We start from the raw sequence: 24,582 nt of genomic DNA on the forward strand, positions 1-24,582 counted from the left end.
ACCGATGTCCTTTCCTCTGCTGACAGCGACGGCGGCGCTCCCGGCCCTCGGGGCGATCGCCACGGCCGCCGTGCCGGCCGCGCGGCGCGTCGCCGCGAAATGGCTGGCGCTGCTCGTCTCCCTGGGCACGCTGGCGCTCGCCGTGGTCACCCTGGTGCGTTTCGACCCCGGCGGCGCCCGCTACCAGCTCACCGAATCCCACGCCTGGATCCCGGACTTCGGGGTCAGCTACCAACTGGGCGTGGACGGCATCGGGGTGGCGCTCGTCGCGCTCACCGCGCTGCTGATGCCGTTCGTGATCCTGGCGGGCTGGCACGACGCCGACCCGATGGAGACCGGAAGCAGGCGCTGGCGTCCGACCCAGGGGTTCTTCGCCCTGATCCTGGCCGTCGAGGCGATGGTGATCATCTCCTTCGAGGCCACCGACGTCTTCCTCTTCTACGTCTTCTTCGAAGCCATGCTGATCCCGATGTACTTCCTCATCGGCGGCTTCGGGGACCGGGCCCACGAGCACGGCGACGAGGCGGCGGCGACGCAGCGCTCGTACGCCGCGGTCAAGTTCCTCCTCTACAACCTGGTCGGCGGTCTGATCATGCTGGCCGCCGTGATCGGTCTGTACGTGGTCGCCGGGAGCTTCTCGCTCCAGGAGATCGTCCACGCGCGGGCCGACGGCTCCCTGCACATGGCGACCAGCACCGAGCGGTGGCTGTTCCTCGGCTTCTTCTTCGCCTTCGCGGTGAAGGCGCCCCTGTGGCCGCTGCACACCTGGCTGCCCAACGCCATGGGCGAGGCGACCGCCCCGGTCGCCGTGCTGATCACCGCGGTCGTCGACAAGGTCGGCACCTTCGCGATGCTCCGCTTCTGCCTCCAGCTCTTCCCCGAGGCGAGCAAGTGGGCGACGCCCGCGATCCTCGTCCTGGCGCTGATCAGCATCGTCTACGGAGCGCTGCTCGCGGTCGGGCAGCGGGACATCAAGCGGCTGGTCGCCTACGCCTCGATCTCCCACTTCGGGTTCATCATCCTGGGCATCTTCGCGATGACCAGCCAGGGGCAGTCGGGCGCGACGCTCTACATGGTCAACCACGGGATCTCGACCGCCGCCCTGATGCTGGTGGCCGGCTTCCTGATCTCGCGCCGCGGCTCGCGTCTCATCGCCGACTACGGAGGGGTGCAGAAGGTCGCCCCGGTGCTCGCGGGCACCTTCCTGATCGGCGGCCTCGCGACGCTCTCGCTCCCGGGGCTCGCGCCCTTCGTGAGTGAATTCCTGGTCCTGGTCGGCACGTTCACGCGCTACCCGGTGGTCGGCATCATCGCCACCTTCGGCATCGTCCTTGCCGCGCTCTACACCCTCGTCCTCTACCAGCGGACGATGACGGGCCCGGTCAAGGCCGAGGTCGCCGAGATGCCGGACCTCAGGGTGCGCGAGCTCCTGGTCGTCGCCCCGCTGATCGCTCTGCTGATCTTCCTGGGCGTCTACCCGAAGCCGCTCACCGACATCGTCAACCCGGCGGTCAAGCAGACCATGTCAGATGTACACAAGACGGACCCCAAGCCCGAGGTGGAGGCGGCCAAGTGAGCGCATCAGCCGTCCACAGCCTGTGGACAACCGCGGCGACAGCCGCCGAGCCGATCTCCAAGATCGATGCACCTAAGATCGAATATGGGCAATTGTCGCCCACGTTGATCGTTCTCGGTGCGGCGGTCATCGGGGTGCTGGTCGAGGCCTTCGTGCCGCGCAAGTCCCGTTACTACGCACAGGTCTTCGTCGCCGTCGTGGCGCTGGCCGCGGCCTTCTCCGCGGTCGTCGCGCTCGCGGCGGGCGGATACGGCACCACCAAGGCGCACATCGCGGCGATGGGCGCGGTCGCGGTCGACGGACCGGCCCTGTTCCTCCAGGGCACGATCCTGCTCGCCGGGATCCTCGGCGTCTTCACCTTCGCCGAGCGGCGCCTCGACCCCTTGGCGCACGGCAACCGGGTCGACGCGTTCGCCGCGCAGGCCTCCTCGGTGCCCGGCAGCGACAGCGAGAAGGCCGCCGTGAAGGCCGGGTTCACCACCACCGAGGTGTTCCCGCTGCTGCTCTTCGCGATCAGCGGCATGCTCGTCTTCCCCGCGGCCAACGACCTGCTGACGCTGTTCGTCGCCCTCGAGGTCTTCTCCCTGCCGCTCTACCTCCTGTGCGCCGTGGCCCGCCGCAAGCGGCTCATGTCGCAGGAGGCGGCGGTCAAGTACTTCCTGCTCGGCGCCTTCGCCTCCGCGTTCACGCTCTTCGGCATCGCCCTGCTCTACGGCTACGCGGGATCGGTGTCGTACGCGACGATCGCGCACGTCGTCGACGGCACGGTCACGAACGTCGACCCGGCCCTCGCCGGCACCATGGGCAACGACGTGCTGCTGCTCATGGGCATGGCCCTGGTCGTCATGGGCCTGCTCTTCAAGGTCGGCGCGGTGCCCTTCCACATGTGGACGCCCGACGTCTACCAGGGCGCGCCGACCCCGGTCACCGGCTTCATGGCGGCGGCGACGAAGGTGGCGGCGTTCGGCGCGCTGCTGCGCCTGCTCTACGTCGTCCTGCCGGGCATGCGCTGGGACTGGCGGCCGGTCATGTGGGCCGTGGCGATCGTCACCATGCTGGGCGGCGCGATCGTGGCGATCACCCAGACCGACATCAAGCGGCTCCTGGCGTACTCGTCGATCGCGCACGCCGGGTTCATCCTCGCGGGTGTCATCGCGACCTCGCCGGACGGCGTCTCGTCGGTCCTCTTCTACCTGGGCGCGTACTCCTTCGTGACGATCGGCGCCTTCGCCGTCGTCACGCTCGTACGGGACGCGGGCGGAGAGGCCACGCACCTGTCCAAGTGGGCCGGTCTCGGACGCAGGTCGCCGCTGGTGGCCGCGGTGTTCGCGGTCTTCCTGCTGGCCTTCGCGGGCATCCCGCTCACCTCGGGATTCGCCGGAAAGTTCGCCGTGTTCAAGGCGGCGGCCGAGGGCGGCGCGGGCGCGCTCGTCGTGGTCGGTGTGATCTCGTCGGCGATCGCGGCGTTCTTCTACATCCGCGTGATCGTGCTGATGTTCTTCAGCGAGCCCAAGCCCGAGGGACCGACGGTCGCCGTGCCGTCGCCGCTGACCATGACGGCGATCGCCGCCGGTGTGGTCGTCACGCTGGTGCTCGGTGTGGCGCCGCAGTACTTCCTGAACCTGGCCGGCCAGGCCGGGGTCTTCGTGCGCTGAGAGGTTCCGCACGCGGCTCGGGCCCCGCTCCCTTCGAGGGAGCGGGGCCCGAGCCGTTCTCAGTGGGCGGTGCGGCCCGCGCCCGCGGACCCGGTGTGTGCCGTGCCGGACGAGCCGTGGTGGGCGCCGGGCGTCTTGCCGCTGTGGCCCGTGCTCGTCTTCCCCGTGCTCGTCTTCCCCGTACTCGTTTTGCCCGTGCCCGTGCCCGTCATGCCCGTGCCCGTCATGCCCGAGCCCGTCATGCCCGTGTGGCCGGTGTCCGTCTTGCCGGTGTCCGTCTTGCCGGTGTGGGCAGGGGCGGGCGGGCACTTCACCCTGGGGTTCCAGCGGTCGAACAGCCCGTTGGGATTCTGCTTCCACAGCCAGACGTGCAGGTCGTAGTGGATCGGCATACCCGGGTAGTGGCCCGGCATCGGACCGTCGAACTTCTGCCCGCCGAACATCGACGGCCGGTCCTTGCTGGTCTTCATGTTCTGGTCGGAGTCCAGCACGATCCACTCGACCCCGGCGAGCCTGCGCTTTCCGTCCTTGCCGTCCTCGAACAGCAGGGCCGAGGGCTTCCTCGGATCGAGCGAGCCGTAGCGGGACTCGTTGAAGTAGTGGTAGCCCATGCTGCCGTGCCCCGCGGGGTCCGAGGAGCACTGGCGGGGCACGTATCCGTCGGCGAGGGCGACCTTCTCGTCGAGGTACTTGACGCTGGCGAGGTATGCCTTGACCAGATCGCGCAAGGCCTTCGGGTCGATCGGGCCCTCCGCCGCCGGGGCGGGGCCGGCGGACAGGGCGAGCGACGCGGTGGCGGCTGTCACGAGGGTGATGACGGTCCTGAGGGGACGCTGGGGCATGCGAAGGCTCCTAGAGACACGAGAGAGGCGTACGGACTGCACGGGTCCGTCGGCTGCGGGCCCCCTCCTCCCGCCCGAGCAGCATGGCCCTCGGCCCCGAAGCGCCGCCATGCAAGCGGGGCCAACGGGTTGAACCCCGCCGGGGCGCGCCGTGCAGCAGGGTGAGACGGGACAGGCGCCGATACGTAGGGAAGCCGGCCCCTCGCAGCCTGTGGACAACTCTCGGACTGTCGGCGCGGACCCCTATCGTGGACGCAGTGGTCGAGGCGCGACGTACGGGGGACGGAACGATGGGCGGGACGGGTGTGATGACCGAAGCGGACGCGACGGAGACACTGGGCGGGAGCGAGGCGCTGGCCGCCCTCCATAGGGTCTTCGGGTACGACGCCTTCCGTGGCGAGCAGCAGGCGATCATCGAGCATGTGGTGGCGGGCGGTGACGCCGTCGTCCTGATGCCGACCGGCGGCGGAAAGTCCCTCTGCTACCAAATCCCCTCCCTGGTCAGACCGGGTACGGGCGTTGTGGTCTCCCCGCTCATCGCGCTCATGCAGGACCAGGTGGACGCGCTGCGGGCGCTGGGCGTGCGGGCCGGGTTCATGAACTCGACGCAGGACTTCGACGAGCGGCGCGTGGTCGAGGCGGAGTTCCTGGCCGGCGAGCTCGACCTTCTCTACCTGGCCCCCGAGCGACTGCGTCTCGACAGCACGCTGGATCTGCTGTCCCGCGGGAAGATCTCCGTTTTCGCGATCGACGAGGCGCACTGTGTCGCCCAGTGGGGCCACGACTTCCGTCCCGACTATCTGGCGCTCTCGCTGCTCGGCGAACGCTGGCCGGACGTCCCGCGCATCGCGCTGACGGCCACCGCCACCCGTGCGACGCACAAGGAGATCACTCAGCGGCTGGGCATGCCCACGGCCCGCCACTTCGAGGCGAGCTTCGACCGGCCCAACATCCAGTACCGGATCGTTCCCAAGGCGGATCCGAAGAAGCAGTTGCTGTCCTTCCTGCGCGAGGAGCACGCGGGCGACGCGGGCATCGTGTACTGCCTCTCACGCAACTCGGTCGAGAAGACCGCCGAGTTCCTCTCCCGCAACGGCATCGAGGCCGTGCCGTACCACGCGGGCCTGGACTCGGGCACCCGTGCCGCGCACCAGTCCCGCTTCCTGCGGGAGGAGGGCCTCGTGGTCGTCGCCACGATCGCCTTCGGCATGGGCATCGACAAGCCGGACGTCCGGTTCGTCGCCCACCTCGACCTGCCGAAGTCCGTCGAGGGCTACTACCAGGAGACGGGCCGCGCCGGCCGTGACGGACTGCCCTCCACGGCCTGGATGGCCTACGGCCTTCAGGACGTTGTCCAGCAGCGCAAGATGATCCAGGGATCGGAGGGCGACGAGGCGTTCAGACGCCGGGCGGCTGCCCATCTGGACGCGATGCTCGCCCTGTGCGAGACGGCCCAGTGCCGGCGGTCCCAGCTCCTCGCCTACTTCGGCCAGGACCCCGACACCCCGGCCTGCGGCAACTGCGACACCTGTCTGACGCCCCCGGAGACCTGGGACGGCACGGTCGCGGCGCAGAAGCTGCTGTCCACGGTGGTGCGCCTCCAGCGCGAGCGGGGACAGAAGTTCGGCGCCGGTCAGATCGTCGACATCCTGCTCGGGCGGAAGACCGCCAAGGTGATCCAGTTCGACCACGACCAACTGTCCGTCTTCGGCATCGGCGAGGAACTGGCCGAGTCCGAATGGCGCGGCGTCGTAAGACAGTTGCTCTCCCAGGGGCTGATCGCGGTCGAGGGCGAGTACGGCACGCTGGTGCTGACCGAGGCGAGCGGGACCGTGCTGCGGCGCGAGCGGGACGTGCCGCTGCGCAAGGAGGCGCCGAAGCCGGCCGTGTCCCGGTCGTCGGCACCCAAGGGAGACCGCAAGGCCAAGGCGGCGGCGGCCGAACTGCCCGCCGAGCTCGTGCCCGCGTTCGAGGCGCTGCGTGCCTGGCGCGGTGAGCAGGCGCGTGAGCAGGGCGTCCCGGCGTACGTCATCTTCCATGACGCCACGCTGCGGGAGATCGCCACGGTGTGGCCCACCTCCGTGAAGGACCTGGGCGGTATCAGCGGGGTGGGCGAGAAGAAGCTGGCGACGTACGGCGAGGGCGTCATCGGGGTGCTCGCCTCGCTGACCGGCGGTGCGCCCGCGGCTCCGGGGCCCGGCACCAGACCCGAGGCGGACCCGGCCCTGGCCTCGGCGGCTCCGGCGGCAGCGCCGGGACCGGACCCGGACTGGCCGGAGCTGGACCAGGAGCCGGAGCCCGAGGACTGGATGTAGCGAGCCCTAGCGGGCCCGATACCGGGGAGACGGGGGACGCGGGGAGACGCCCGGCCGGGCAATGCAGACTCCGTCAGGTGTCGCTGCCACTGCCGGGTGCCGCCGACCCTGCCGGGTGCCGCTGACTCCGCCGGGCCGCCGATCCCGGCTGGGCCGCCGCCGGGCCGCGGATCCCGGCTCGGCCCCGCCGGGCCGCCGACTCCGGCTGGGGCCCGCCGGGCTCCGTGGTCTCCACCGGCGGTGCCGGGCCGAGCCGGCCTGCGCCGGGCACGGTGGTCGGACGCGGCCGGGACGCCAGCCGGGCCGCCGACCGGGACGCCGACCGGGATGCGAGCCGGGCCGCTGGCCAGGCCGCCGGTCACCGTGACACGGACCCCGTTCCCGCCGGAGGTTCCTTCCGGGAGAGGCCTCCCGAAGCCGTCTCCCGGACGTCTCCCGGGCGTCTCCTCAGGAGGCCTCCCGGGGCCTCTCCCCAGAGCTCTCTCAGCGACCTCTACAGGGAAACAGCCGGCGTGATGCGGCCCCGGACCTCGCCGAGGCCGACGCGGGTTCCGCCCGGGCCCGGGGCCCAGGCCGTCAGGGTGACCTCGTCGCCGTCCTCGAGGAACGTTCGCTTGCCGTCGGGGAGTTCGAGGGCGTCGCGGCCGTTCCAGGTGAGTTCGAGCAGCGAGCCGCGCTCGCCCTCGGTGGGGCCGCTGACCGTTCCGGAGCCGTAGAGGTCACCGGTGCGCAGGGAGGCGCCGTTGACCGTCATGTGGGCCAGTTGCTGGGCGGCCGTCCAGTACATGGTGGAGAAGGGGGGTTCGGAGACGACGTGGCCGTTGATAGCCACGGAGATCCGGAGGTCGTAGCCGCCCGGTTCCTCGGAGGCGTCGTCGAGGTAGGGGAGGAGGGGGTGCGTGCGCTCGGGCGGGGCCACCAGGGCGTCGTCGAGGGCGTCCAGCGGGGTGATCCACGCCGACACGGACGTGGCGAAGGACTTGCCTAGGAAGGGGCCGAGCGGGACGTACTCCCAGGCCTGGACGTCGCGCGCCGACCAGTCGTTGAGCAGGCAGAGGCCGAAGACGTGGTCGCGGTAGTCGCCCAGGGGCACCGGCCGGCCCTGTTCCGAGGGAGCGCCGACCACGAAGCCGACCTCCGCCTCGATGTCCAGGCGGACCGAGGGGCCGAAGACCGGGGCGGTGTCCGCGGGGGCCTTGCGCTGGCCCGACGGGCGGACGACATCCGTGCCGGAGACCACGACCGTGCCGGAGCGGCCGTGATAGCCGATCGGCAGGTGCTTCCAGTTCGGCGTGAGGGAGTCGGCGGCGTCGGGGCGGAAGATCTGGCCGACGTTCCGGGCGTGGTTCTCGGAGGCGTAGAAGTCCACGTAGTCCGCGACGGTGAACGGGAGGTGCAGCGTCACGTCGGAGAGAGGGTGGAAATGGGGAGCGAGGGTTTCCCGGTGGGCCGGGACGGTCACCCAGGCCGTCAGCGCGCGCCGGACGTCGGACCAGGCGGTGCGGCCCGCGGCGAGCAGCGGGTCGAGGGTCGGCTGTGCGAGCAGCCCGGCGTAGGGGGAGCCGAGTGAGCGGGCCGCGGCACCGGCGTCGAGCACGTGGTCGCCGAGCCGTACGCCGACGCGTCGTTCGGAGTCGCCGGCCGGGTCGGTCAGGGAGAACACGCCGTACGGCAGGTTGTGCGGGCCGAAGGGATCGCCCTCGGGGACATCGAAGGGGGGCATCGGTAGGTGCCTCGCTTTCGGATTCGTACTCGCCATGTGAGCCATGCGTTCCACGCGTTTGATGTGGTCGGAGCACACGTTACGGGGGAGTGTCCCCACTACGGCAGGGCCTAAAGGGGTTGCAATGTCCGAATTGGCCTGGTGTGGAGCTGGCGGCTGCGAGCCGCGGTGGGCGGAAGCGGGTCGACAGGCGCCGCATCACCGGGCTTTGGACCGTGCTCGTCGCGCTCTCGTCGCGCCTTCCCCTCGCACCGCGCCCTCATCCCGCTCTCGTTGCACCCCTTCCCTTCGCGCCGCGCACTCCCCCCACCGCTCCTTTCGCCGCACTCCGCGCCTTCGTCCCGCTCGCGTGCGCTCGTGCCCCGTTCGCGCCTGACCCTGCCCGCTCTTGTCCGCCCGGCCCGCGCCCCCGCCCGCGACTGTCCGCTGCCCCGCGCTCCCGCCCGCTGGTCCGCGCCCCGTGGCGGCTGTCCGTGACGTCGAGCGGATGCCGCGCACGGTCCTGGAGTGCGTATCCATGGATGAGGAAGTTCGTCGTGCCTCTCCTCAACAGACCTGACACGTAACGGACTTGGTGACACGCGACTCTCATGCCGGTCCCAGTGGGCCTTGATGGAAGGGGTGTTGGGGAGTTGTGGGTGGTCCTGTGCGGGAAAGTGAGTGTGGGCGGAAGCGGAGCCTCGGTGATCCGAAGCGGTCGCAACGCGCTTACCACCGTGCGGTGAACGGCGTTGCTGACGGGATACCGGACGTCGTCCGGTTCAGGCCGGGCCGTTGAGTCGTTCGATCCGTATTCTTCGGATCATGGCCGCTCCGACTGCATATTCACTCATCGCCACTGACCTGGACGGAACGCTGCTGCGCGGCGACGACACACTCTCCGACCGGACACGCGCCGCGTTGGCGAAAGTGACCCGGGCAGGTGCCCGGCATCTCGTGGTCACGGGCCGACCGGCACCGCGCGTGCGACCACTTCTCGACGAACTCGGCGGCGAGGGACTGGCGGTGTGCGGTCAGGGGGCGCAGCTCTACGACGCGGGCACGGACCGCATGCTGTGGTCGGTGACCCTGGACAGGGAGTTGGCGGAGACGGCGCTCGGCAAGATCGAGGCGGAGGTCGGGCTGCTGTACGCGGCGGTCGACCAGGACGGCGTGGACGGGCTGACGCTCATCGAGCCGGGGTACGTCATGCCGCATCCGACGCTGCCGGCCGTGCGGGTGCCGCGTCGGGACGACCTCTGGGCGGAGCCGATCAGCAAGGTGTTGCTCCGTCACCCGTCTTTGTCGGACGACGAGTTGGCCTCGGCGGCACGGGGAGTGGTCGGTTCGCTGGCGACGGTCACCATGTCCGGGCCGGGCACCGTCGAACTCCAGCCATGCGGGGTGACCAAGGCGACGGGCCTCGCTCTGGCCGCGGCGCATCTCGGGCTCACGCCGGGTGCGACGCTCGCCTTCGGTGACATGCCCAACGACATCCCGATGTTCGACTGGGCGGCCCGGGGGGTGGCGATGGCCAACGCCCACCCGGAACTGAAGGCGGTGGCCGACGAGGTCACCTTGTCGAACGAGGACGACGGGATCGCGGTCGTCCTGGAGCGCCTCTTCGGCTTCTAGCGACACCGACGCACCCGCCGACGGGCCGGAGGGCGCCGTCGGCGGGTGCGGGTGAAGCGGGTGGTGCGGGGTGGATCAGTAGGCGCCGTTGACGTTGTCGATGGAGCCGTACTTGTCGGCCGCGTAGTTGCAGGCCGCGGTGATGTTGGCGACCGGGTCGTAGATGTTCGACGACGTGCCGGCGACGTGGTACGCCTGGAACGTGGGGTCGATCACCTGGAGCAGGCCCTTGGAGGGGATGCCCGCGGCGGCGTTGGAGTCCCAGTTGTTGATGGCGTTGGGGTTGCCGGAGGACTCGCGCATCACGTTGCGGTAGATGCCGTCGTAGCTGCCCGGGATGCCGGCCTTGGCCATGACGTCCAGGGATTCCTTGATCCAGCCGTCGAGGTTGTTGGTGTACGTCTTGGCGACGGCCTGGGTGACGGTGGTCGTCTTGGACTTGGCGACGGCGGCGGTCGCGTTCGCCGTGGTGCGGACGGTCGTCGACTTCAGCGTCTTCGTGCCCACGGTGAGCTTCATGCCCGGACGGATCATCGCGGGGTTGTCGCCGATGATCGCGCGGTTCGCCGCGTACAGCTTCTTCCAGCCACCGCTCTTGGGGTACTTCTTCGCCACCTTGGACAGGGTGTCGCCGGCGACCACCTTGTAGGTGACGAGCTGCACGTTGGGGACGACCGCGGTGTGGGCGGTCTTGGCCACCTGGGGGGCCTGCGCCGGGGTGGCGGCGCTGGCGCCGGTCGCGCTCACGAGGGGGAGGGCGAGGGCGATGCCACCCGTTCCGGCGGCGATCATGCCCCGGGTGATGACGTTGGTCTTCATACGGCGGTGCTTGGCTCGTACGGGCATGGCGAAATGTCCTCTCCGACGCCTGCGAGGTGAGCTGTCGGGTTCGGGCGGGAGATGCCCGGCCGCGCTCTGGGCGCGGCTTCACCCCAAGCCGTTCCGGATGTGTCCGGACCGGCGGCTTACCTGTGGTTCCCCCGCTCCTGCCGTGCGTGGGTCGATGGGTTGCCGGGCGGCGGCAGGATTCGGCGATCCGCCCGGGGTCGACCAGAACGTATGCGAGAGCACATGTCCGAAACAAGACGAGATTTGACCGCGAAGATCGCTTTGGCCTGGTTAAGGCGAGGGTAAAAAGTCCGATTGTGTCGGAATTGGATCCTCAACTTGCCTTTCGCAAACGGGTTGATCCATAAGGGGCGCCCGGCGGAGGGGTGTCTGGCCGGTGACCCAACTCACGAGACCAAAGAGCACCAAGGCTCCATGAGGGGCCAATTCGGACATTGTGCCTGCGTCGGCGGGCGCTCCCGGGACCCTCGAAAGGCGTCGAGCGGCCCCTGGCGCGGCGGGATTTGTGGCGCGGGACACAGTAGGGAGCGGCGGGGCGGCGGGCCGCGTCGGGTCGACGCGACAGGTCCCAGGTGGAGGCCGGCACGCCGGACCGGGGCGGGCGCCCGCAGTCAAGTGGACTCAATACCAACCGGGTTCGCCCCGTCGACGGCCAACTCCCGTCCCGGCGGGCCCGGTCAGCCGGCCGTGCGCGGGATCCGCTTCTCCCAGGTCCGGTGGAAGACGACCTCGTCGCCGTTCCTGCAGACGAGCTCGTCGGTCGTGATGAAGTCCTCGGCGTCGCAGGCGATGGCGGAGACCGTCTCGACGCGGGCGTCCCACGGCAGCTCGGGCCGGTGGAGCCGGATCGACCACACCGAACGGGCGCGGGCGGACAGCGGGTCCGACGTGCCGATCGTGTACGTCTCCCGGGCCTCCTCCGTGCATTCGAGGCCGTCGGGGAACACCCGGGTCCCGCCGCGCCCCGGGTCCACCTCCACGCTCCAGGTCCCGGCGGCCACGTCGCGCAGGACCAGGCGGGGCGGGCGGGGCTCGTCCAGGGGCGCCGAGACGGTCACGCCGAGGGGTTCGGCCTCCTCCGGTTCTCCGAAGGCGACCGAGGGGTCCGACTCCCTCGCCCGCACCGGGAGTTCGAGGACGCTGCCGACCGGCTCCAGGGTGAAGCCGGCCTCCGAGCCCGGCTGCGGCCAGATCCAGGGCCAGTAGGCGGAGGAGACGCCCAGCCGGATGCGGTGGCCCGCCGGGAACGCGTAGCCGATGGCGTTCAGGTCGAGGACCACGTGCTCCGTGTCGCCCGGCCGCCAGGGAACCGCCTGGTCGGGGCCCCGGCGCGCCGACAGGTTCAGGACGCCCCGGGTGACGAGCGTGGACGCCCCGTCCGGGGCCACGTCGCACAGCCGGGCGATCACCTGGCCCCGGGGCGACGCGGACGTCAGCCGCAGAGTGACCCGGGGGCGGCCCAGGACCCAGATCTCCTCCGTCACCTCGAACTCGAAGCAGGCCGACCGGGCGTCCTCCTCCCGCTGGTCCGGCGGCAGGTCGGCGTCGTCGCCCGAGGGGAAGAGCCGGCCCGCGTCGACCCCTGTGTGCTGCGGGGAGCGCACCGGCAGCGGGGCGCCCTGGAGCGCGTACGCGACCGGGGTCACCGAGGGTGAGGGCCAGGCGGGGTCGCCCACCCATCGGCCCGGGATCCGCTCGTACACGGTCGCCGGAGGGTGCGCGTCCATCACGTACGAGCGCAGAAGGGGGACGGAGAGCGCGTCCGTGTCCTCGTCCCGGAGCCAGTGGTCCCACCAGCGCAGCGTCTCCTGGAGGAAGCCGATCGCCGGTCCCGGCGGCAGGCCCCGGTCCGGGTACTGGCGGGACCAGGGGCCGATGATGCCTCGTACGCGATCCGGCGGCAGGTTCTCCACCAGGCGCAGCACCGTGTCGCGGTGCGGGTCGTGCCAGCCGCCGACCGCGAGGACCGCCGCGCGGACGGCTCCGTACTCCTCGCGGACGCCGCCCTCGCGCCAGTACGCGTCCCGGGTCTGGTGGGCCAGCCAGGTGTGCGCGCGGGGGCTGACCGCCTCCAGCCGTTTCTCCCACATGTCCCGCCACATCCCCTCGCCCACGTGCGCTGGGTCCGGCGGACGGGCGGCGAAGGCGAGCAGACGGGCCGACCGGGCGTGCGTGTCGACGGCGAGGACGGAACCTCCCGCGTGGTGTGTCTCGTTGTCATAGAGGTCGTCGGTCGAGCAGACCGTGACGACAGCCTTGAGCGGCTCGGGCGCGCGGGCCGCGACACGGAGGGAGCTGAAGCCGCCCCACGAGATCCCGAACATGCCGACCCGGCCGCTGCACCAGGGCCGGCCGGCCAGCCAGGAGACCACCTCCACCCCGTCGTCCGTCTCGGTCCGGGCCCCCTCGTCGCCCGGCACGCCCTCCGAATTGCCGTGCCCGCGCACGTCCACTCGGACGGAGGCGTAGCCGTGCCCGGCGTACCAGGGGTGGCGCTGCTGATCGCGCGGGGCCGTCCAGTCGGTCAGGCGGTACGGGACGTACTCCAGGAGCGCCGGTACGGGCTCCTCGGTCACCGGCCGCCAGATGCGGGCGTACAGACGGGTGCCGTCCGAGAGAGGGACGAGGACGTCCTCGTGAGTGGTCTCGTAGGGAAAGGACGTACGGATGCGCATGTGTGTCACCTCGGTGGACGGAACGCGTCGTGCGGCACGGCCGGAAGGGCGGGGACCGTCGGGTCCCGGCCGTACGCGGGTCGGGCACGGCTGTGGGACACGGTGGCCTCTTCCGGGTGCTTCGCCGCATGTCGTCGCAAGTCGGGTCACATCGTCTGATCATGAACATACCGCCGGTGATCGGGTGGCGCCCGTGAGCGGGGGTACCCGTCGTTGGGGCACGCAGGTGCTTCCCGTGTGCCTTCCGGGTGTACTCCCGCATACCTCCTGGCGGAGCGAAGTGGGCCGGGGGACGGTGGGCGCTCGCGGTGATCGAAACGTGACCGGATACGCTGACTTGAGTGATGGCAGCGACACATCGACAAACCGTGTCATCGACCGAATGATCGACCGAGTTCGCCATGTGATCGTCAGCAGACAGGAGAACCTCTCGTGACCGTCGTCGGGCCGTTCGGGCTGAGCGTGCGGGACCAGGCTCTCGAAGCCGATGTCCAGGCCGGATTGGCGGCTGTCGAGGAGGGTTTGCTCGAAGCCACCAAGAGCGAGGTCCCGTTCATCACGGAAGCCGCCCAGCACCTCGTGCGGGCCGGCGGGAAGCGGTTCAGGCCGCTGCTCGTGATGCTCGCCGCCCAGTTCGGCGACCCCTACGCGCCGGGTGTCGTGCCCTCGGCCGTGGTCGTCGAGCTGACGCACCTCGCCACGCTGTACCACGACGACGTGATGGACGAGGCCGAGGTCCGGCGCGGCGTGGACAGCGCCAACGTGCGCTGGGGCAACTCGCTGGCCGTCCTCACGGGTGACTTCCTCTTCGCCCGCGCCTCGTACATCCTGGCGGACCTCGGGCCCGAGGCCGTCCGGATCCAGGCCGAGGCGTTCGAGCGGCTGGTGACCGGGCAGATCCTGGAGACCGCGGGGCCGCGCGACGGCCGCGACCCGGTCGACCACTACCTCGACGTGCTCGGCGGCAAGACCGGCTCGCTGGTCGCGGTCGCGTGCCGGTTCGGCGCGATGATGTCGGGCGCCGACGAGACCGTCGTGGACGTGCTCACGCAGTACGGCGAGCGCCTCGGTGTCGCCTTCCAGCTCGCGGACGACGTCCTCGACATCGCGTCCGACTCGCACGAGTCCGGCAAGACGCCGGGGACCGATCTGCGCGAGGGCATCGCCACGCTGCCGGTGCTGCGGCTGCGCGAGCGCGCCGAGCGGCTGGGCCTCGCCGAGGACATCGCGCTGTGCGAGCTGCTCGAATCCGACCTGACGGACGACGCGCGGCACGCGGAGGCGCTGGCCCGGCTGCGGGAGCACCCCGCGCTGGAGCAGGCGCGCCGGGACACCGTGCGCTACGCGGAGGAGGCGCGCGCCGCGCTGGCCCCGCTGCGCGAGTGCGACGCGAAGGCCGCGCTGGTCGAGCTGGTGGACGCGGTGGTGCACCGGGCCGGCTGAGCCGACCCGGGGTCACCGGTCGCCGCTGCCAGGGCTACGGGTCACGGGCCGGCCGGGAGACCGAGGCGTGGGGGCCCGGTCGTGGACCGGCCCGTGCGTGGGGTGGTCGTCAGTAGCCTCCGCCGCCGGTGTTCGTCGCGACCGGTGTGGTGATCTTCGCTCCGCTCGGCGTGACGGCCCACCACGTTCCGTCCACTCCCTGGCCGTACGGCTCTTTCGGCTCGTCGTCCTTGGCGTACCGGTACAGGGGCCAGCCCGCGAGGGTGATCTGGGTGGTGCCGTCGTTGCGCTTCACCGTGGAGACCAGGCTCTTGTCGATGCCCTTCGTGGTCACCGCGCTCTTGGCGGTGGTCGTGGCCGCGGGCCAGAGAGCGGCGCAGGTGTCGTAGCAACTGACCCTGGTCGGGTTCGCCGAGTCCGTGTCGAAGCGGTAGAGGACGTACCCCTTGTCGTCGGTCACGACCGTGCCCAGTTTCGCGACCTTGGCGGTGGTCAGCGTCGACGTCGCGGACCCCTTGGCGGCGCTGGGCGTCGAGCCGCCGCTCTGCGCGGAGTCGCTCTTCTGCGGGGTGCTGGTCCCGCTGCCGCCGCTGCCACCGCCTCCCCCTCCGCATCCGGCGAGCGTGAGCGCCAGGACGGCGGCGCCCGTGGCGGCGTATCCCGTGACATGCCTGATGGCAACCATGGCGATCCCTCGATCCTGTGATCCCGGAGTACTGGACGCTCCGGTCGCTGCCACCCGTAGGTACGGATTCGAGCCGATTTCTGCTCGAATAGTCGCCATATTTCTCGCCATATTTGACCGCTTCTGAGCGATTCGGAGTGATGTGACCGGCGCCACAGGGCGAGGGTGAGTCCGGGCCGGACCGGGTCCGTAATTCCACGCGGAAGCTGACGCAGGGGGCGTCGGCCGGGTTACGGGGAGAAAACGGAATCATGGGATCGAACGCCATGCGCACGACGCGTCGCCAGAGCCTGATCCTGAGCGGCGTCGCGATGGCCGCCGCGGCCGGAGTCGCCGCCGCCGTCGTCCCGGCGGCCGCCGCCGACCACGGCGCGCACTCCGGGAGCACGAGCGGAAGCCGGAGCGGCGGGGCGCACCACTCCGGGAGCGACGCGGGGACGGCGGTGACCAGTCACGCGGTCATGGGCGGCAGCGGAGGCACCGTCCTCGCCGCGAGCCTGCGCGGTGCCGCCGAGGTGCCCGTCGAGGGCGGCCCCGCCGTCGGCGACCCGGACGGCGCGGCGCTGGAGTTCATCAAGGTCGAGGGCGACAAGGTGTCCGTCGCCGTGAAATGGCGCGGTACCGGCCGGCCCACCCAGCTCCACATCCACCAGGGCGCGAAGGGGGCGAACGGCGGCGTGAAGATCGACTTCAGTGGACTGCTCGGCCGGATCAAGGGCCACAGCGCCGTCGGAACCGTGAAGGTCGAGGATCCGGACCTGCTCGACACGCTGAAGACCGACCCCGGTTCGTTCTACGCCAACCTGCACACCACGAGGTTCCCCGGCGGAGCGGTCCGCGGACAGCTCCACAAGGTGACGGGCACCTTCGACTTCCGCGACGCCCTGCACAACTTCCAGGCGTCCGTGGTCGAGGGCGAGCAGATCTACGAGTGCAAGCCGGACGGCGGCGGTGGCTACGCCTTCGCCCAGCGTGATGTCTCCGCACGGCTCGGCGGCCACATCGCTCACTCGTTCGTGAAGCCCAACTCCGGTACGCCGCAGTGGATCGCGCCCGACCGCAGCGCCGTCACCGGCGCACTGATCGCGAAGACCCCGAACGGCGCGGCGAACATCCCCGAGCTCGACCTCAGGGCCACGCAGTCGGGCAGGGAGCACGGTCTGCTGGCGGGCACGCAGGAGATCCTGCGCCTGAACACGGTGGGCGGCGTGGCCCCGTCGGGCCCGTGCGCGCCGGGCGCGGTGGTGGGCGTTCCCTACCACGCGGACTACGTGTTCGTGCAGAGCTGAGCCGAACGCCGGTCCGGCCGGTCTCCGGCCGGTCCGGCGGGGCACCGGCCGACACGCCGCCAGGGCGGTGCCTCCCCCCGCGAGCGACCCCTACGGGTCCGGGGGAGGCACCGCCCTCTCACGTCATACCGCAGGACTACGCGGAGTTGAGCCCCCGGGTTGACGCGTGCATCCGGCGTATTTGGTCAGATGGAGAACACCACTCCTCACCGGTCCGGGTGAGAATGGCGGCTTAGGAGTGGAGCGGAAACGAGGGCAGGGCCGCCGCCGACGACGGAGGTAAGGCACACATGGCACCGTACGAATCCGACGACAGCGCGAGGGCCCAGGAGGCCGACGACAGTCTCGCCGGGCGACGCAAGGCCGCTCGGTACGTCGTTCCGGTCGCGGTGGTGGGGGTGGCGGCCGCGACGATCGGTCTCGTCCCGGCGCTGGCCGACTCCGGAGACCCCGACCTGCCGAAGGTCACCGCACAGCAACTCATCGAGAAGATCGCCCAGTCGGACGTCCAGCGACTGTCCGGCACCGTCAAGATCAGCACCGATCTGGGGCTGCCCGACCTGGGCGGTCTGGAGAGCGGCCTGCTGTCCGGCGCGGCCGGGGGACACGACGGTTCCTCCGCCGACCCGCAGTCCAAGCTCCTCGAACTGGCCTCGGGCACGCACACCCTGCGGGTCGCGGCCGACGGCCCGGACAGGGGCAAGGTCTCCCTGCTGGACAACGCCGCCGAGTACAGCGTCATCCACAACGGCAAGGACGTGTGGGGGTACGACAGCAAGTCGAACGAGGTCTTCCACTCGACGTCCGCCGAGTCCGGGCACGCCGGAGAGGGTGCCAAGGGCAAGGCGCCGCGGGATGTCCCGGCCACCCCGAAGGACTTCGCCGACGAGGTTCTCAAGTCCGTGGACGACACGACCTCCGTGACCGTCGACGGCACCGCCCACGTCGCCGGCCGCGACGCCTACAAGCTGGTGATCAAGCCGAGGCAGTCCGGCACCACGGTCGGCGCGATCAGCATCGCGGTGGACGCGAAGACGGGGCTGCCGCTGAAGTTCACCCTGACCCCGGCGAGCGGCGGCGCGGCCGTCGTCGACGCGGGCTTCACCCAGGTCGACTTCTCCCGGCCGGCCGCCTCGACGTTCGCCTTCACCCCGCCGAAGGGTGCGAAGGTCACCGAGGGCGACGACGTGAAGGGCGCGAAGGGCGCGAAGGGCGGCGAGCCGAAGGACTTCGAGAAGGCGCTGCCGAAGGGCCACGAGGGCACGCCCGACGGCCTCGGCGGCTCGAAGACCATCGGCGAGGGCTGGAACGCGATCCTCGTCCTCGACACCGGTGGCAAGGGCATGCCGTCCGGCGGGTCCGGCTCGACCGGCAACAGTGACGTCGACGGTTTCCTGAACTCCCTCGGCGACCACGTCAAGGGCACGTTCGGCTCGGGCACGGTCTTCTCGACCCGCCTGGTCAACGCGCTGATCACGGACGACGGCAAGGTGTACGCCGGTGCCGTCACCAAGGCCGCGCTGGTGAAGGCGGCCGACGCGGCCCAGTAGAGCGACCAGGCGAACCGAACCGAGGGAGCCCATGCAGGAGCTGTCCGCCGACGAGCCCGATCCGACGCGCGCCGTCGCCGCGTCCGCCGAGGACGCGGTGATCGCGACCCGCGCGCTGAGCAAGCGGTACCGCGGCGGACAGCTCGCCGTCGACGGCCTGGACCTGACCGTCCCGGCGGGCAGCGTCTTCGGCTTCCTCGGCCCGAACGGCTCGGGCAAGACCACCACCATCCGCATGCTGATGGGCCTGATCGAGCCGACCTCGGGCACGGCGAGCGTGCTGGGGCGGCCCATGCCCCGGTCCGCGCGCGCCGTGCTCCCGCACGTCGGGGCCTTGATCGAGGGCCCCGCCCTGTACGGCTTCCTCTCCGGGCGGGACAACCTCCTCCGGTACGACGCCGCGGACCCGACCGCCGATCCCCGCACCCGGCGGACCCGTGTCGGGACCGCGCTGGACCGGGTCGGACTGACCGGCGCGGCGGGGAGGAAGGCGAGGGCCTACTCCCTGGGGATGAAACAGCGGCTCGGACTCGCGGCCGCGCTGCTCCAGCCCCGCCGGCTGCTCGTCCTGGACGAGCCGACCAACGGTCTCGACCCCCAGGGCATGCGCGAGATCCGGGCACTGGTCCGGGAGCTGGCCTCCGACGGCACGACCGTCTTCCTCTCCTCGCACCTCCTCGACGAGATCGAGCAGGTCTGCACCCACGCGGCAGTGATGGCCCAGGGACGGCTCCTCGTCCAGGGCCCGGTGGCCGACCTCGCGGCCGGTGCCCGGGGCCGCCTGGTGGTGACCACACCGGACACCGGGGACGCGGCACGGATCCTCAAGGAGCGGGGCGTCACGGATCTCGTCGTGACCGAGACGGGGGTGAGCGCGGAACCACCCACCGGTGAACCGGCCGAGCTGAACGCGGCGTTGGTCATGGCGGGCGTCCGGGTCCGCGGCTTCGGAGTGGAACGGGCCTCGCTGGAGGACGCGTTCGTGGCGCTGACCGGGGAGGGTTTCGATGTCGCGGGCTGAGAGTCTGCCGAAGCGGGAAGGCGCGCCGGAGGCGCACACGGAAGAAACCACTGCCCCCCAGGCGAAGCGGGAGGCCGACGAAGTGGCACCGACGAAGCCGGACGACGACACGACGGCGCCGACGCCCCGTACAACGCCACGCGGGGGAGCGACAGCCGAACGGGAGACCATCCGCCACCCCAGCCCCCTGCGCCCCCTGTGGACACTCGGACTCTTCCGCGACGAACTCGTCACCACCTTCCGCCGCTGGCGCACGATCGCGCTGCTCGGCGTGCTCGCGGCGGTGCCGATCCTCATCGGCGTGGCCGTCAGGATCGAGACGAAGGGCGGCTCGGCCGCGGGCGGTGGTGGCGGCGAGGGCCCCGCCTTCATCGCGCAGATCACCAACAACGGATTGTTCCTGGTGTTCACCGGGCTCGCCGCGACCCTGCCGTTCTTCCTGCCGATGGCGATCGGTGTCATCGCGGGCGACGGGATCGCGGGCGAGGCCAACGCCGGAACCCTGCGCTATCTCCTGGTCGCGCCCGCGGGCCGTACGCGGCTGCTGCTCACGAAGTACGCGACGACGATGACGTTCTGCCTGGTGGCGACCCTGGTGGTGGCGGTCTCGGCGTTCGCGGTGGGTGCCCTGCTGTTCCCGCTGGGCGACCTGACCACGATCTCCGGGACCCGCATCGGATTCGCCGAGGGGCTCGGCAGAGCGCTCCTCATCGCGCTGGTCGTGGCGGCGTCATTGACGGGGGTGGCCGCGCTCGGCCTGTTCGTCTCCACCCTCACCAACAGCGGCATCGCGGCCATGGCGACAACGGTCGGCCTCCTGATCACCGTCCAGATCCTCGACCAGATCCCCCAGCTCCACGCACTCCAGCCGTACTTCTTCTCCCACTACTGGCTGTCCTTCGCCGACCTCATGCGCGACCCCGTGTACTGGGACGACCTCGTCCGCGACCTCGGCCTCCAGGGCCTGTACGTCGCCGTGTTCGGGTCGGCCGCGTGGGCGCGGTTCACGACGAAGGACATCACCGCCTGAGCGGGCGCGTCACCCCTCGTAGGGGAAGCGCGCGAGCGGTGCCTCCTGGGCGAAGAAGGTCTTCGCGCGGGTCAGTGCCGCGGTGTCGTTCAGTACGTCGCCCGGTCGGCTGCCGTTGCCGAGCAGGACGCCGCCGAAGCGCATTCCCATGTACGCCGCCGTGTGGTTCAGCGTGCCGATCAGCGGGTCGGCGACCTCCGGCTCCTCGTGCGCGAGCGCGGTGACGCCCCAGAGGGTGCGGCCGGCCAGGGTGGCCTTGAAGTCGACGCCGGGGGTCCGGAGCCAGCCGGACCAGTGGTCCAGGTAGCGCTTGGTCAGGGCTGACACCGAGTACCAGTACAGGGGGGAGGCGATCACGATGTCCGTGGCGGCGAGGGTGGCGTCCAGCAGGGTGCCCTCCGTTCCGGCGGCGGGTGGGCGTACGTGGTCGCCGTCCCGGCGGAGGTCCGTGAAGTCGGGGAGGGGGTGCTCCGCGAGCGACAGCCAGTGTTGCTCCACGCCCGCGGGGAGTTGGTCGGCTGCCCTGCGGGCCAGGGTCTCGGTGTTGCCGTCGGCCCGGCTGCTGCCGAGCACGAACAGGAATCGGCGGTTCATGGGTCCCCCTGAGATGCGACGCCTCTATCACTTGCACGAACAATATATGCACACGCATCTACCTGTCCACATCGCCCCCCATGACCGGGCCCGCCCCAAGCTTGTCTCGCCCCCTCCGCCCCTACCCGTCCCGTACCTGGGGCTCCGCCCCAGACCCCGCTCCTCAAACGCCGGAGGGGCTGAACTTTCGCCGAACGGGGCTGCGGCTGTCTGGACCCTGGACCCGCAGACGGGATCAGGCGTGAGGGGCTGAACTTTCGCCGGGCGGGGCTGAAACACACGCCCGAACCCCAGCGAACGCGGACCCGCAGCCGGGATCCGGCGCGAGGGGCCGTGCCGGTACATCAATGGCCGTCGCCACCGACGGTCACTCCTCACCCGACGGCGACGGGCTGATGCACCGGCACGGCCCCGACCCACCCACCGGTGTCACCGGGCCGCCCGCGGCGGCTGCGGCGGCCGCTGGACCCGAGGCACCTGCCCGGGCATGCCCGCGCCGGGAACGGCTCCGCCCGGGGAGGCGGACCGCCCGCCGCCGGACTGAAGCCGCGCCGCGTTCGCGACGGGGTTCACGGGTCCGCCGGAGGCCGTCGCGCCCGCCACCGCCGGCCGGCGCCAGCTCTCCGGAACCGAGGCGTGCCGCTCCACGGAACCCCGCGCCCGCGCCTCCGCCAGCCGAGCCGCCTGCTCGGCCACGGGAGCGAACCCCGGCGCCGCGTTGCCGCTCTGCGAAGGCACCTGCCGGACAGCCATGGCCCCCAGAGCGGCCTGGGTGTCACGGGGGAACACGTCCCGGGGCAGCAACTGCGAGGCCGCACCGGTCACCTCGACCCGGTGCTGCCCGCCCCCGGACTCGAAGGTGACGCCGTACCCGAGGTACTGCCGGTCACGGTCGAACATCAAATCCCCCCGCACCCGCCCACCCCCCTCCCGCGTCCGCTCACCCAGCTCCCGAAGAGCCTCCGGCATCGGCGCCGTCCGCCCGAGACTCGCCACATACGCGTCCGCCTCCACCCGCCCCTCCCGGAACCGCGGCCTCCCGTCCGACCCGAGGTGCATCTGCACGGCACCGACCCGGTTGTCGGGGTGGATGTCGATGGTGAGCCGCCCGTCCCCGCCGTACTCGCGCACGAACCGCTCCCGCAACGCGGTGAACTGCACCTGGTTCTCCAGCGCCGGCGGAAGGTTCGGCCCGTAGATGGTGACCCGCGCCTCGGGGTCGGCCTCCAGGATGATCTCGGCGTTGGCGACCCCGGTGCCGCCGGCGCCCGCGACGAGCCACGTCTTCGGGGCCCCCTCCGCCGCGGCGGCGCGCGCGTCGAACCTGCCCTCGGCGATCTCGTCCCCGATGAAGACGCGTCCGGGCGCGGCGGCCCGCGCCCGCTCCCACTGGGCGGTCGCGTCCAGTGTCTGGAGCGCGGCCCGCGCCCCGCCGCCCGACCGCAGCCCGTCCAGCACCCCTTCCTCCCGCAGCACCTGAAGCGCCCGCTCCGCGGTGACCTCCCCGGTCAGCCGGGCGTGCGCGGGCGAGCCGGCGGGCAGTTGTCCGCGTACGGCGTCGAGGGCCTCCGGCAGATTCACCGCGTCCCGGCGGTCGACGCCCGGCACCATCTCCGGCGGCAGCCCGGTGGCCACGGTCGGCGTTCCCTCGACCTTCACGTAGAGGTCGGGGGACCCGTCACCGGGCCGGATGTGCGCGTAGAGATGGCCGTCTTGGCCTGGGACCAGGGTCGCGGTGCCGTCGACGACCGGACCGCGCACGGCGAGCTGGTCCTCCCACAGGCGCACGGCGTCACGCGGAACCCGCGCGGTCGGGTCGGCGAACTGGTGGGCGTCACCCATCCCGTTGGCGCGCATGTCCCGCGTCTGGTCGGGGGACTGGACGATGCCCTGGCCGGGGTCCAGGTGCCAGCGGCCGCGGGCGTCGACGAGCAGGGCCCCGGGGTCGCGTCCGACGAGGCTGGCGCCACCGCCGACGACGACCTGGCGGGTGGGCCACTCACCGGTCGCGGCGATCTCCGCGCGGAGCTGCTCCAGGGTGGCGGCACCGGCCCGGGTGCGCCGGTCGGCCGCCTGGGCCGCCGCCGCGGCGAGCTCCTCGCGGGGGACCGGCGAGCCGTCGGGCCGGAACCCCGGCAGGGGAGGGGCCTCGACGGTGGCCCCGAGGGGCCGGGCGTGCTCGGCCCGGGACCGGAACTCCCACAGTTCGCCGGCGTCGGCTGCGCTCAACCGCTCGACGGGAACGGCCAGTTCGCGCAGGGCGTCGGCCGCCGTCGGGGTCAGGTGCGGGTCGATGACATCGCGGCGGATGTCGGCGGCCCGGAGCTCGGGGGTGAAGCGGTCGGAGTCGGCGGGGGCCTGCGGCCGCAGCCCGACGTGGTCGATGAGGGCCGACAACTCGCTGCGGGACTCGGCGCGTTGGGCGGCGTCGAGGGCGACGTCGTTCATGCGGGCGGCCAGGTGGTTCAGTTCGCCGACCCGGCCGAGGTCCTCCTCGGTGAGGCTCAGCCGCCGGTCCGCGCCGCCGAGCCCGCCGCGGGCCAGCAGGTCCTGGCGGTTCGGGGCGACGCCCGCGACCTCGGGGTCACCGGCGGCGGCACGGGTCGCCCGGTCGCGCACCGCGATCAGTTCGCCGACCTCGTGACTCAGGGCCCGGCCCACCTGGCGCGGGTCCATCCGGTCGGAGAGCTGGACGACGTGCTGGTCGGAGGTGGTGTTGACGTGGGTCCGCGCGACGGTGCCGGAGGGGAGGGGTACGGCGTCCAGACGCAGGGTGAGGTCGCGGCCCCGGTCGTCGGTGAGCGCGAAGAAGCGGTCGCCGGCGGCGCCGGACCGCAGCTCGACGGAGGTCAGCCGCGGCGCGTACAGGCTCCGCACCACCATCGGCAGGGTGCTCTCCGCCTGTGCGACGAGGGCCGCCTGCCGTCCGGGGTCGGGCGCGGCGCCGGTGCCCGAGACGAAGCGGCTGCCCGCGACGTCGGTCGCGGTGATGACGACGGGCTCGGCGTTCTCCCGGCCGTTCTCCCGGGCGTCGCGCCGGGCGTCCGCCCGGTCGGAACGGCCCCCGTTCCCGCGGTCGAGCGGTTCCTGCTCCACTGGCACTTTCCCCCTTGAACGGCCTCGTGGCACGTAAGATCTCGGCATGCTGATCGCCCGTTCGACGCAGGAAGCACACCTCTACATGGACCTGCACGCGTGCGCGTGCGGGGCGGAGAGCTTCAAGCGCGAGCACCGTCTCGACGAGCGCGACGGTGTCCTGGTCGCGGTGTACGAGGGCGTCTGCCCCCAGTGCGGCCGCGCCCGTTCCTTCGCGTTCCGGCTCGCCGACGAACTCCCGCCCGCACCACCGGCGTTCGGCGGGTCCGAGCCCTCGCGGATCATCGACCCGGGGGAGTTCCTGTGGGTCAGTGACCAGATCGCCACGGACACGGGGCTGAGGCTGCTGCACACCCCGTACGCCGAGGGGCATGCGCACCGCGAGGGTTCCGCGTTCGCGCTGGCGGCGGTCGAGGAAGTCCTCAAGTTCCTTCCGCGGGGCGTCGACAGCGTCCCCGAGGAGCTGTTCACCTCGGAGCGCGGCCGCGAGGTGTACGACAGGACCCCGCACCGCTTCGTGCGCGCCGCGCTCGAGGAGAACGTCGCCCGCAAGCGCCGCATCCTGGAGAGCATCGCCCCCGTGGGCCCGCACCAGAACACGTAGGCCCTGCACGGCGCTCCCGGC

Annotated in this window: 17 protein-coding genes and 1 riboswitch; of the genes, 10 read left to right on the plus strand and 7 right to left on the minus strand. The window is 71.6% G+C overall.

Annotated features, from left to right (window positions below; all coding sequences use genetic code 11):
* Positions 1-4: 4 nt before the first annotated feature.
* Both ACZ4TO_RS19660 and nuoN read left to right on the plus strand, forming a co-directional pair.
* Positions 5-1,576 carry an NADH-quinone oxidoreductase subunit M gene (locus ACZ4TO_RS19660; protein ID WP_382793870.1) on the plus strand — a complete coding sequence of 524 codons (1,572 nt, stop codon included), beginning with the start codon at positions 5-7 and terminating at the stop codon, positions 1,574-1,576.
* Positions 1,573-3,231: an NADH-quinone oxidoreductase subunit NuoN gene (nuoN, locus tag ACZ4TO_RS19665; protein ID WP_382793873.1), complete on the plus strand. Its 1,659-nt coding sequence runs from the start codon at positions 1,573-1,575 to the stop codon at positions 3,229-3,231. The genes ACZ4TO_RS19660 and nuoN overlap by 4 nt, the downstream gene beginning before the upstream one ends.
* 59 nt (positions 3,232-3,290) lie before the next feature.
* Here the strand turns inward: nuoN and ACZ4TO_RS19670 are convergent, their stop codons facing one another.
* Entirely contained in the window at positions 3,291-4,073 is a 783-nt protein-coding gene (locus ACZ4TO_RS19670) for a hypothetical protein (protein ID WP_468024862.1), read from the minus strand.
* Positions 4,074-4,363: 290 nt separating this feature from the next.
* Between ACZ4TO_RS19670 and recQ the strand changes: the two genes are divergently transcribed.
* The gene (recQ, locus tag ACZ4TO_RS19675; RefSeq protein ID WP_468025051.1) at positions 4,364-6,388 is read left to right on the plus strand and encodes a DNA helicase RecQ; all 2,025 of its coding nucleotides are present in this window, start codon (positions 4,364-4,366) and stop codon (positions 6,386-6,388) included.
* 493 nt (positions 6,389-6,881) lie between these two features.
* On the opposite strand, the gene fahA is transcribed toward recQ, so the two are convergent.
* Positions 6,882-8,111 (minus strand): fumarylacetoacetase, encoded by a 1,230-nt coding sequence (gene fahA / locus ACZ4TO_RS19680; protein WP_468024863.1) that lies wholly within the window; start codon positions 8,109-8,111, stop codon positions 6,882-6,884.
* 804 nt (positions 8,112-8,915) lie between these two features.
* On the opposite strand from fahA, the gene ACZ4TO_RS19685 reads away from it, so the two are divergent.
* Entirely contained in the window at positions 8,916-9,725 is an 810-nt protein-coding gene (locus tag ACZ4TO_RS19685) for an HAD family hydrolase (RefSeq protein WP_385046057.1), read from the plus strand.
* A gap of 75 nt (positions 9,726-9,800) precedes the next feature.
* Here ACZ4TO_RS19685 and ACZ4TO_RS19690 read toward each other — a convergent pair whose 3' ends face one another.
* Positions 9,801-10,571, minus strand: a complete 771-nt coding sequence (locus tag ACZ4TO_RS19690) for a transglycosylase SLT domain-containing protein (RefSeq protein WP_382793884.1) — start codon at positions 10,569-10,571, stop codon at positions 9,801-9,803.
* A 4-nt stretch (positions 10,572-10,575) separates the two neighbouring features.
* Positions 10,576-10,737, minus strand: a riboswitch (cyclic di-AMP (ydaO/yuaA leader).
* A 514-nt stretch (positions 10,738-11,251) separates the two neighbouring features.
* Positions 11,252-13,249: a CocE/NonD family hydrolase gene (locus ACZ4TO_RS19695; RefSeq protein ID WP_468024864.1), complete on the minus strand. Its 1,998-nt coding sequence runs from the start codon at positions 13,247-13,249 to the stop codon at positions 11,252-11,254.
* A 432-nt stretch (positions 13,250-13,681) separates the two neighbouring features.
* Here ACZ4TO_RS19695 and ACZ4TO_RS19700 point away from each other — a divergent pair, with 432 nt between their 5' ends.
* Positions 13,682-14,692, plus strand: coding sequence for a polyprenyl synthetase family protein (locus tag ACZ4TO_RS19700; protein WP_355761912.1), 1,011 nt, complete (start codon positions 13,682-13,684; stop codon positions 14,690-14,692).
* Positions 14,693-14,801: 109 nt separating this feature from the next.
* Here the strand turns inward: ACZ4TO_RS19700 and ACZ4TO_RS19705 are convergent, their stop codons facing one another.
* Positions 14,802-15,377 (minus strand): hypothetical protein, encoded by a 576-nt coding sequence (locus tag ACZ4TO_RS19705; protein ID WP_468024865.1) that lies wholly within the window; start codon positions 15,375-15,377, stop codon positions 14,802-14,804.
* Between the two features lie 251 nt (positions 15,378-15,628).
* Between ACZ4TO_RS19705 and ACZ4TO_RS19710 the strand changes: the two genes are divergently transcribed.
* From ACZ4TO_RS19710 to ACZ4TO_RS19725, 4 genes are all read left to right on the plus strand, one after another.
* Positions 15,629-16,666, plus strand: a complete 1,038-nt coding sequence (locus ACZ4TO_RS19710; RefSeq protein ID WP_468024866.1) for a CHRD domain-containing protein — start codon at positions 15,629-15,631, stop codon at positions 16,664-16,666.
* Between the two features lie 290 nt (positions 16,667-16,956).
* A complete protein-coding gene (locus tag ACZ4TO_RS19715) occupies positions 16,957-18,216 on the plus strand; it encodes a LolA family protein (protein ID WP_382793896.1) in 1,260 nt (419 codons plus the stop codon).
* Positions 18,217-18,247: 31 nt separating this feature from the next.
* A complete protein-coding gene (locus ACZ4TO_RS19720; RefSeq protein WP_468024867.1) occupies positions 18,248-19,237 on the plus strand; it encodes an ABC transporter ATP-binding protein in 990 nt (329 codons plus the stop codon).
* Positions 19,224-20,267 carry an ABC transporter permease gene (locus ACZ4TO_RS19725; protein WP_468024868.1) on the plus strand — a complete coding sequence of 348 codons (1,044 nt, stop codon included), beginning with the start codon at positions 19,224-19,226 and terminating at the stop codon, positions 20,265-20,267. Before ACZ4TO_RS19720 ends, ACZ4TO_RS19725 begins: the two co-directional genes overlap by 14 nt.
* A 9-nt stretch (positions 20,268-20,276) precedes the next feature.
* Here ACZ4TO_RS19725 and ACZ4TO_RS19730 read toward each other — a convergent pair whose 3' ends face one another.
* Positions 20,277-20,861: a flavodoxin family protein gene (locus ACZ4TO_RS19730; protein ID WP_385046076.1), complete on the minus strand. Its 585-nt coding sequence runs from the start codon at positions 20,859-20,861 to the stop codon at positions 20,277-20,279.
* Positions 20,862-21,290: 429 nt separating this feature from the next.
* The gene (locus tag ACZ4TO_RS19735) at positions 21,291-23,957 is read right to left on the minus strand and encodes a hypothetical protein (protein ID WP_468024869.1); all 2,667 of its coding nucleotides are present in this window, start codon (positions 23,955-23,957) and stop codon (positions 21,291-21,293) included.
* Positions 23,958-24,003: 46 nt separating this feature from the next.
* On the opposite strand from ACZ4TO_RS19735, the gene ACZ4TO_RS19740 reads away from it, so the two are divergent.
* Complete coding sequence (locus ACZ4TO_RS19740; RefSeq protein WP_468024870.1) at positions 24,004-24,561, plus strand: hypothetical protein; 558 nt, start codon at positions 24,004-24,006, stop codon at positions 24,559-24,561.
* Positions 24,562-24,582 lie beyond the last annotated feature (21 nt).

The organism is Streptomyces sp. NPDC028298, assembly GCF_055565895.1.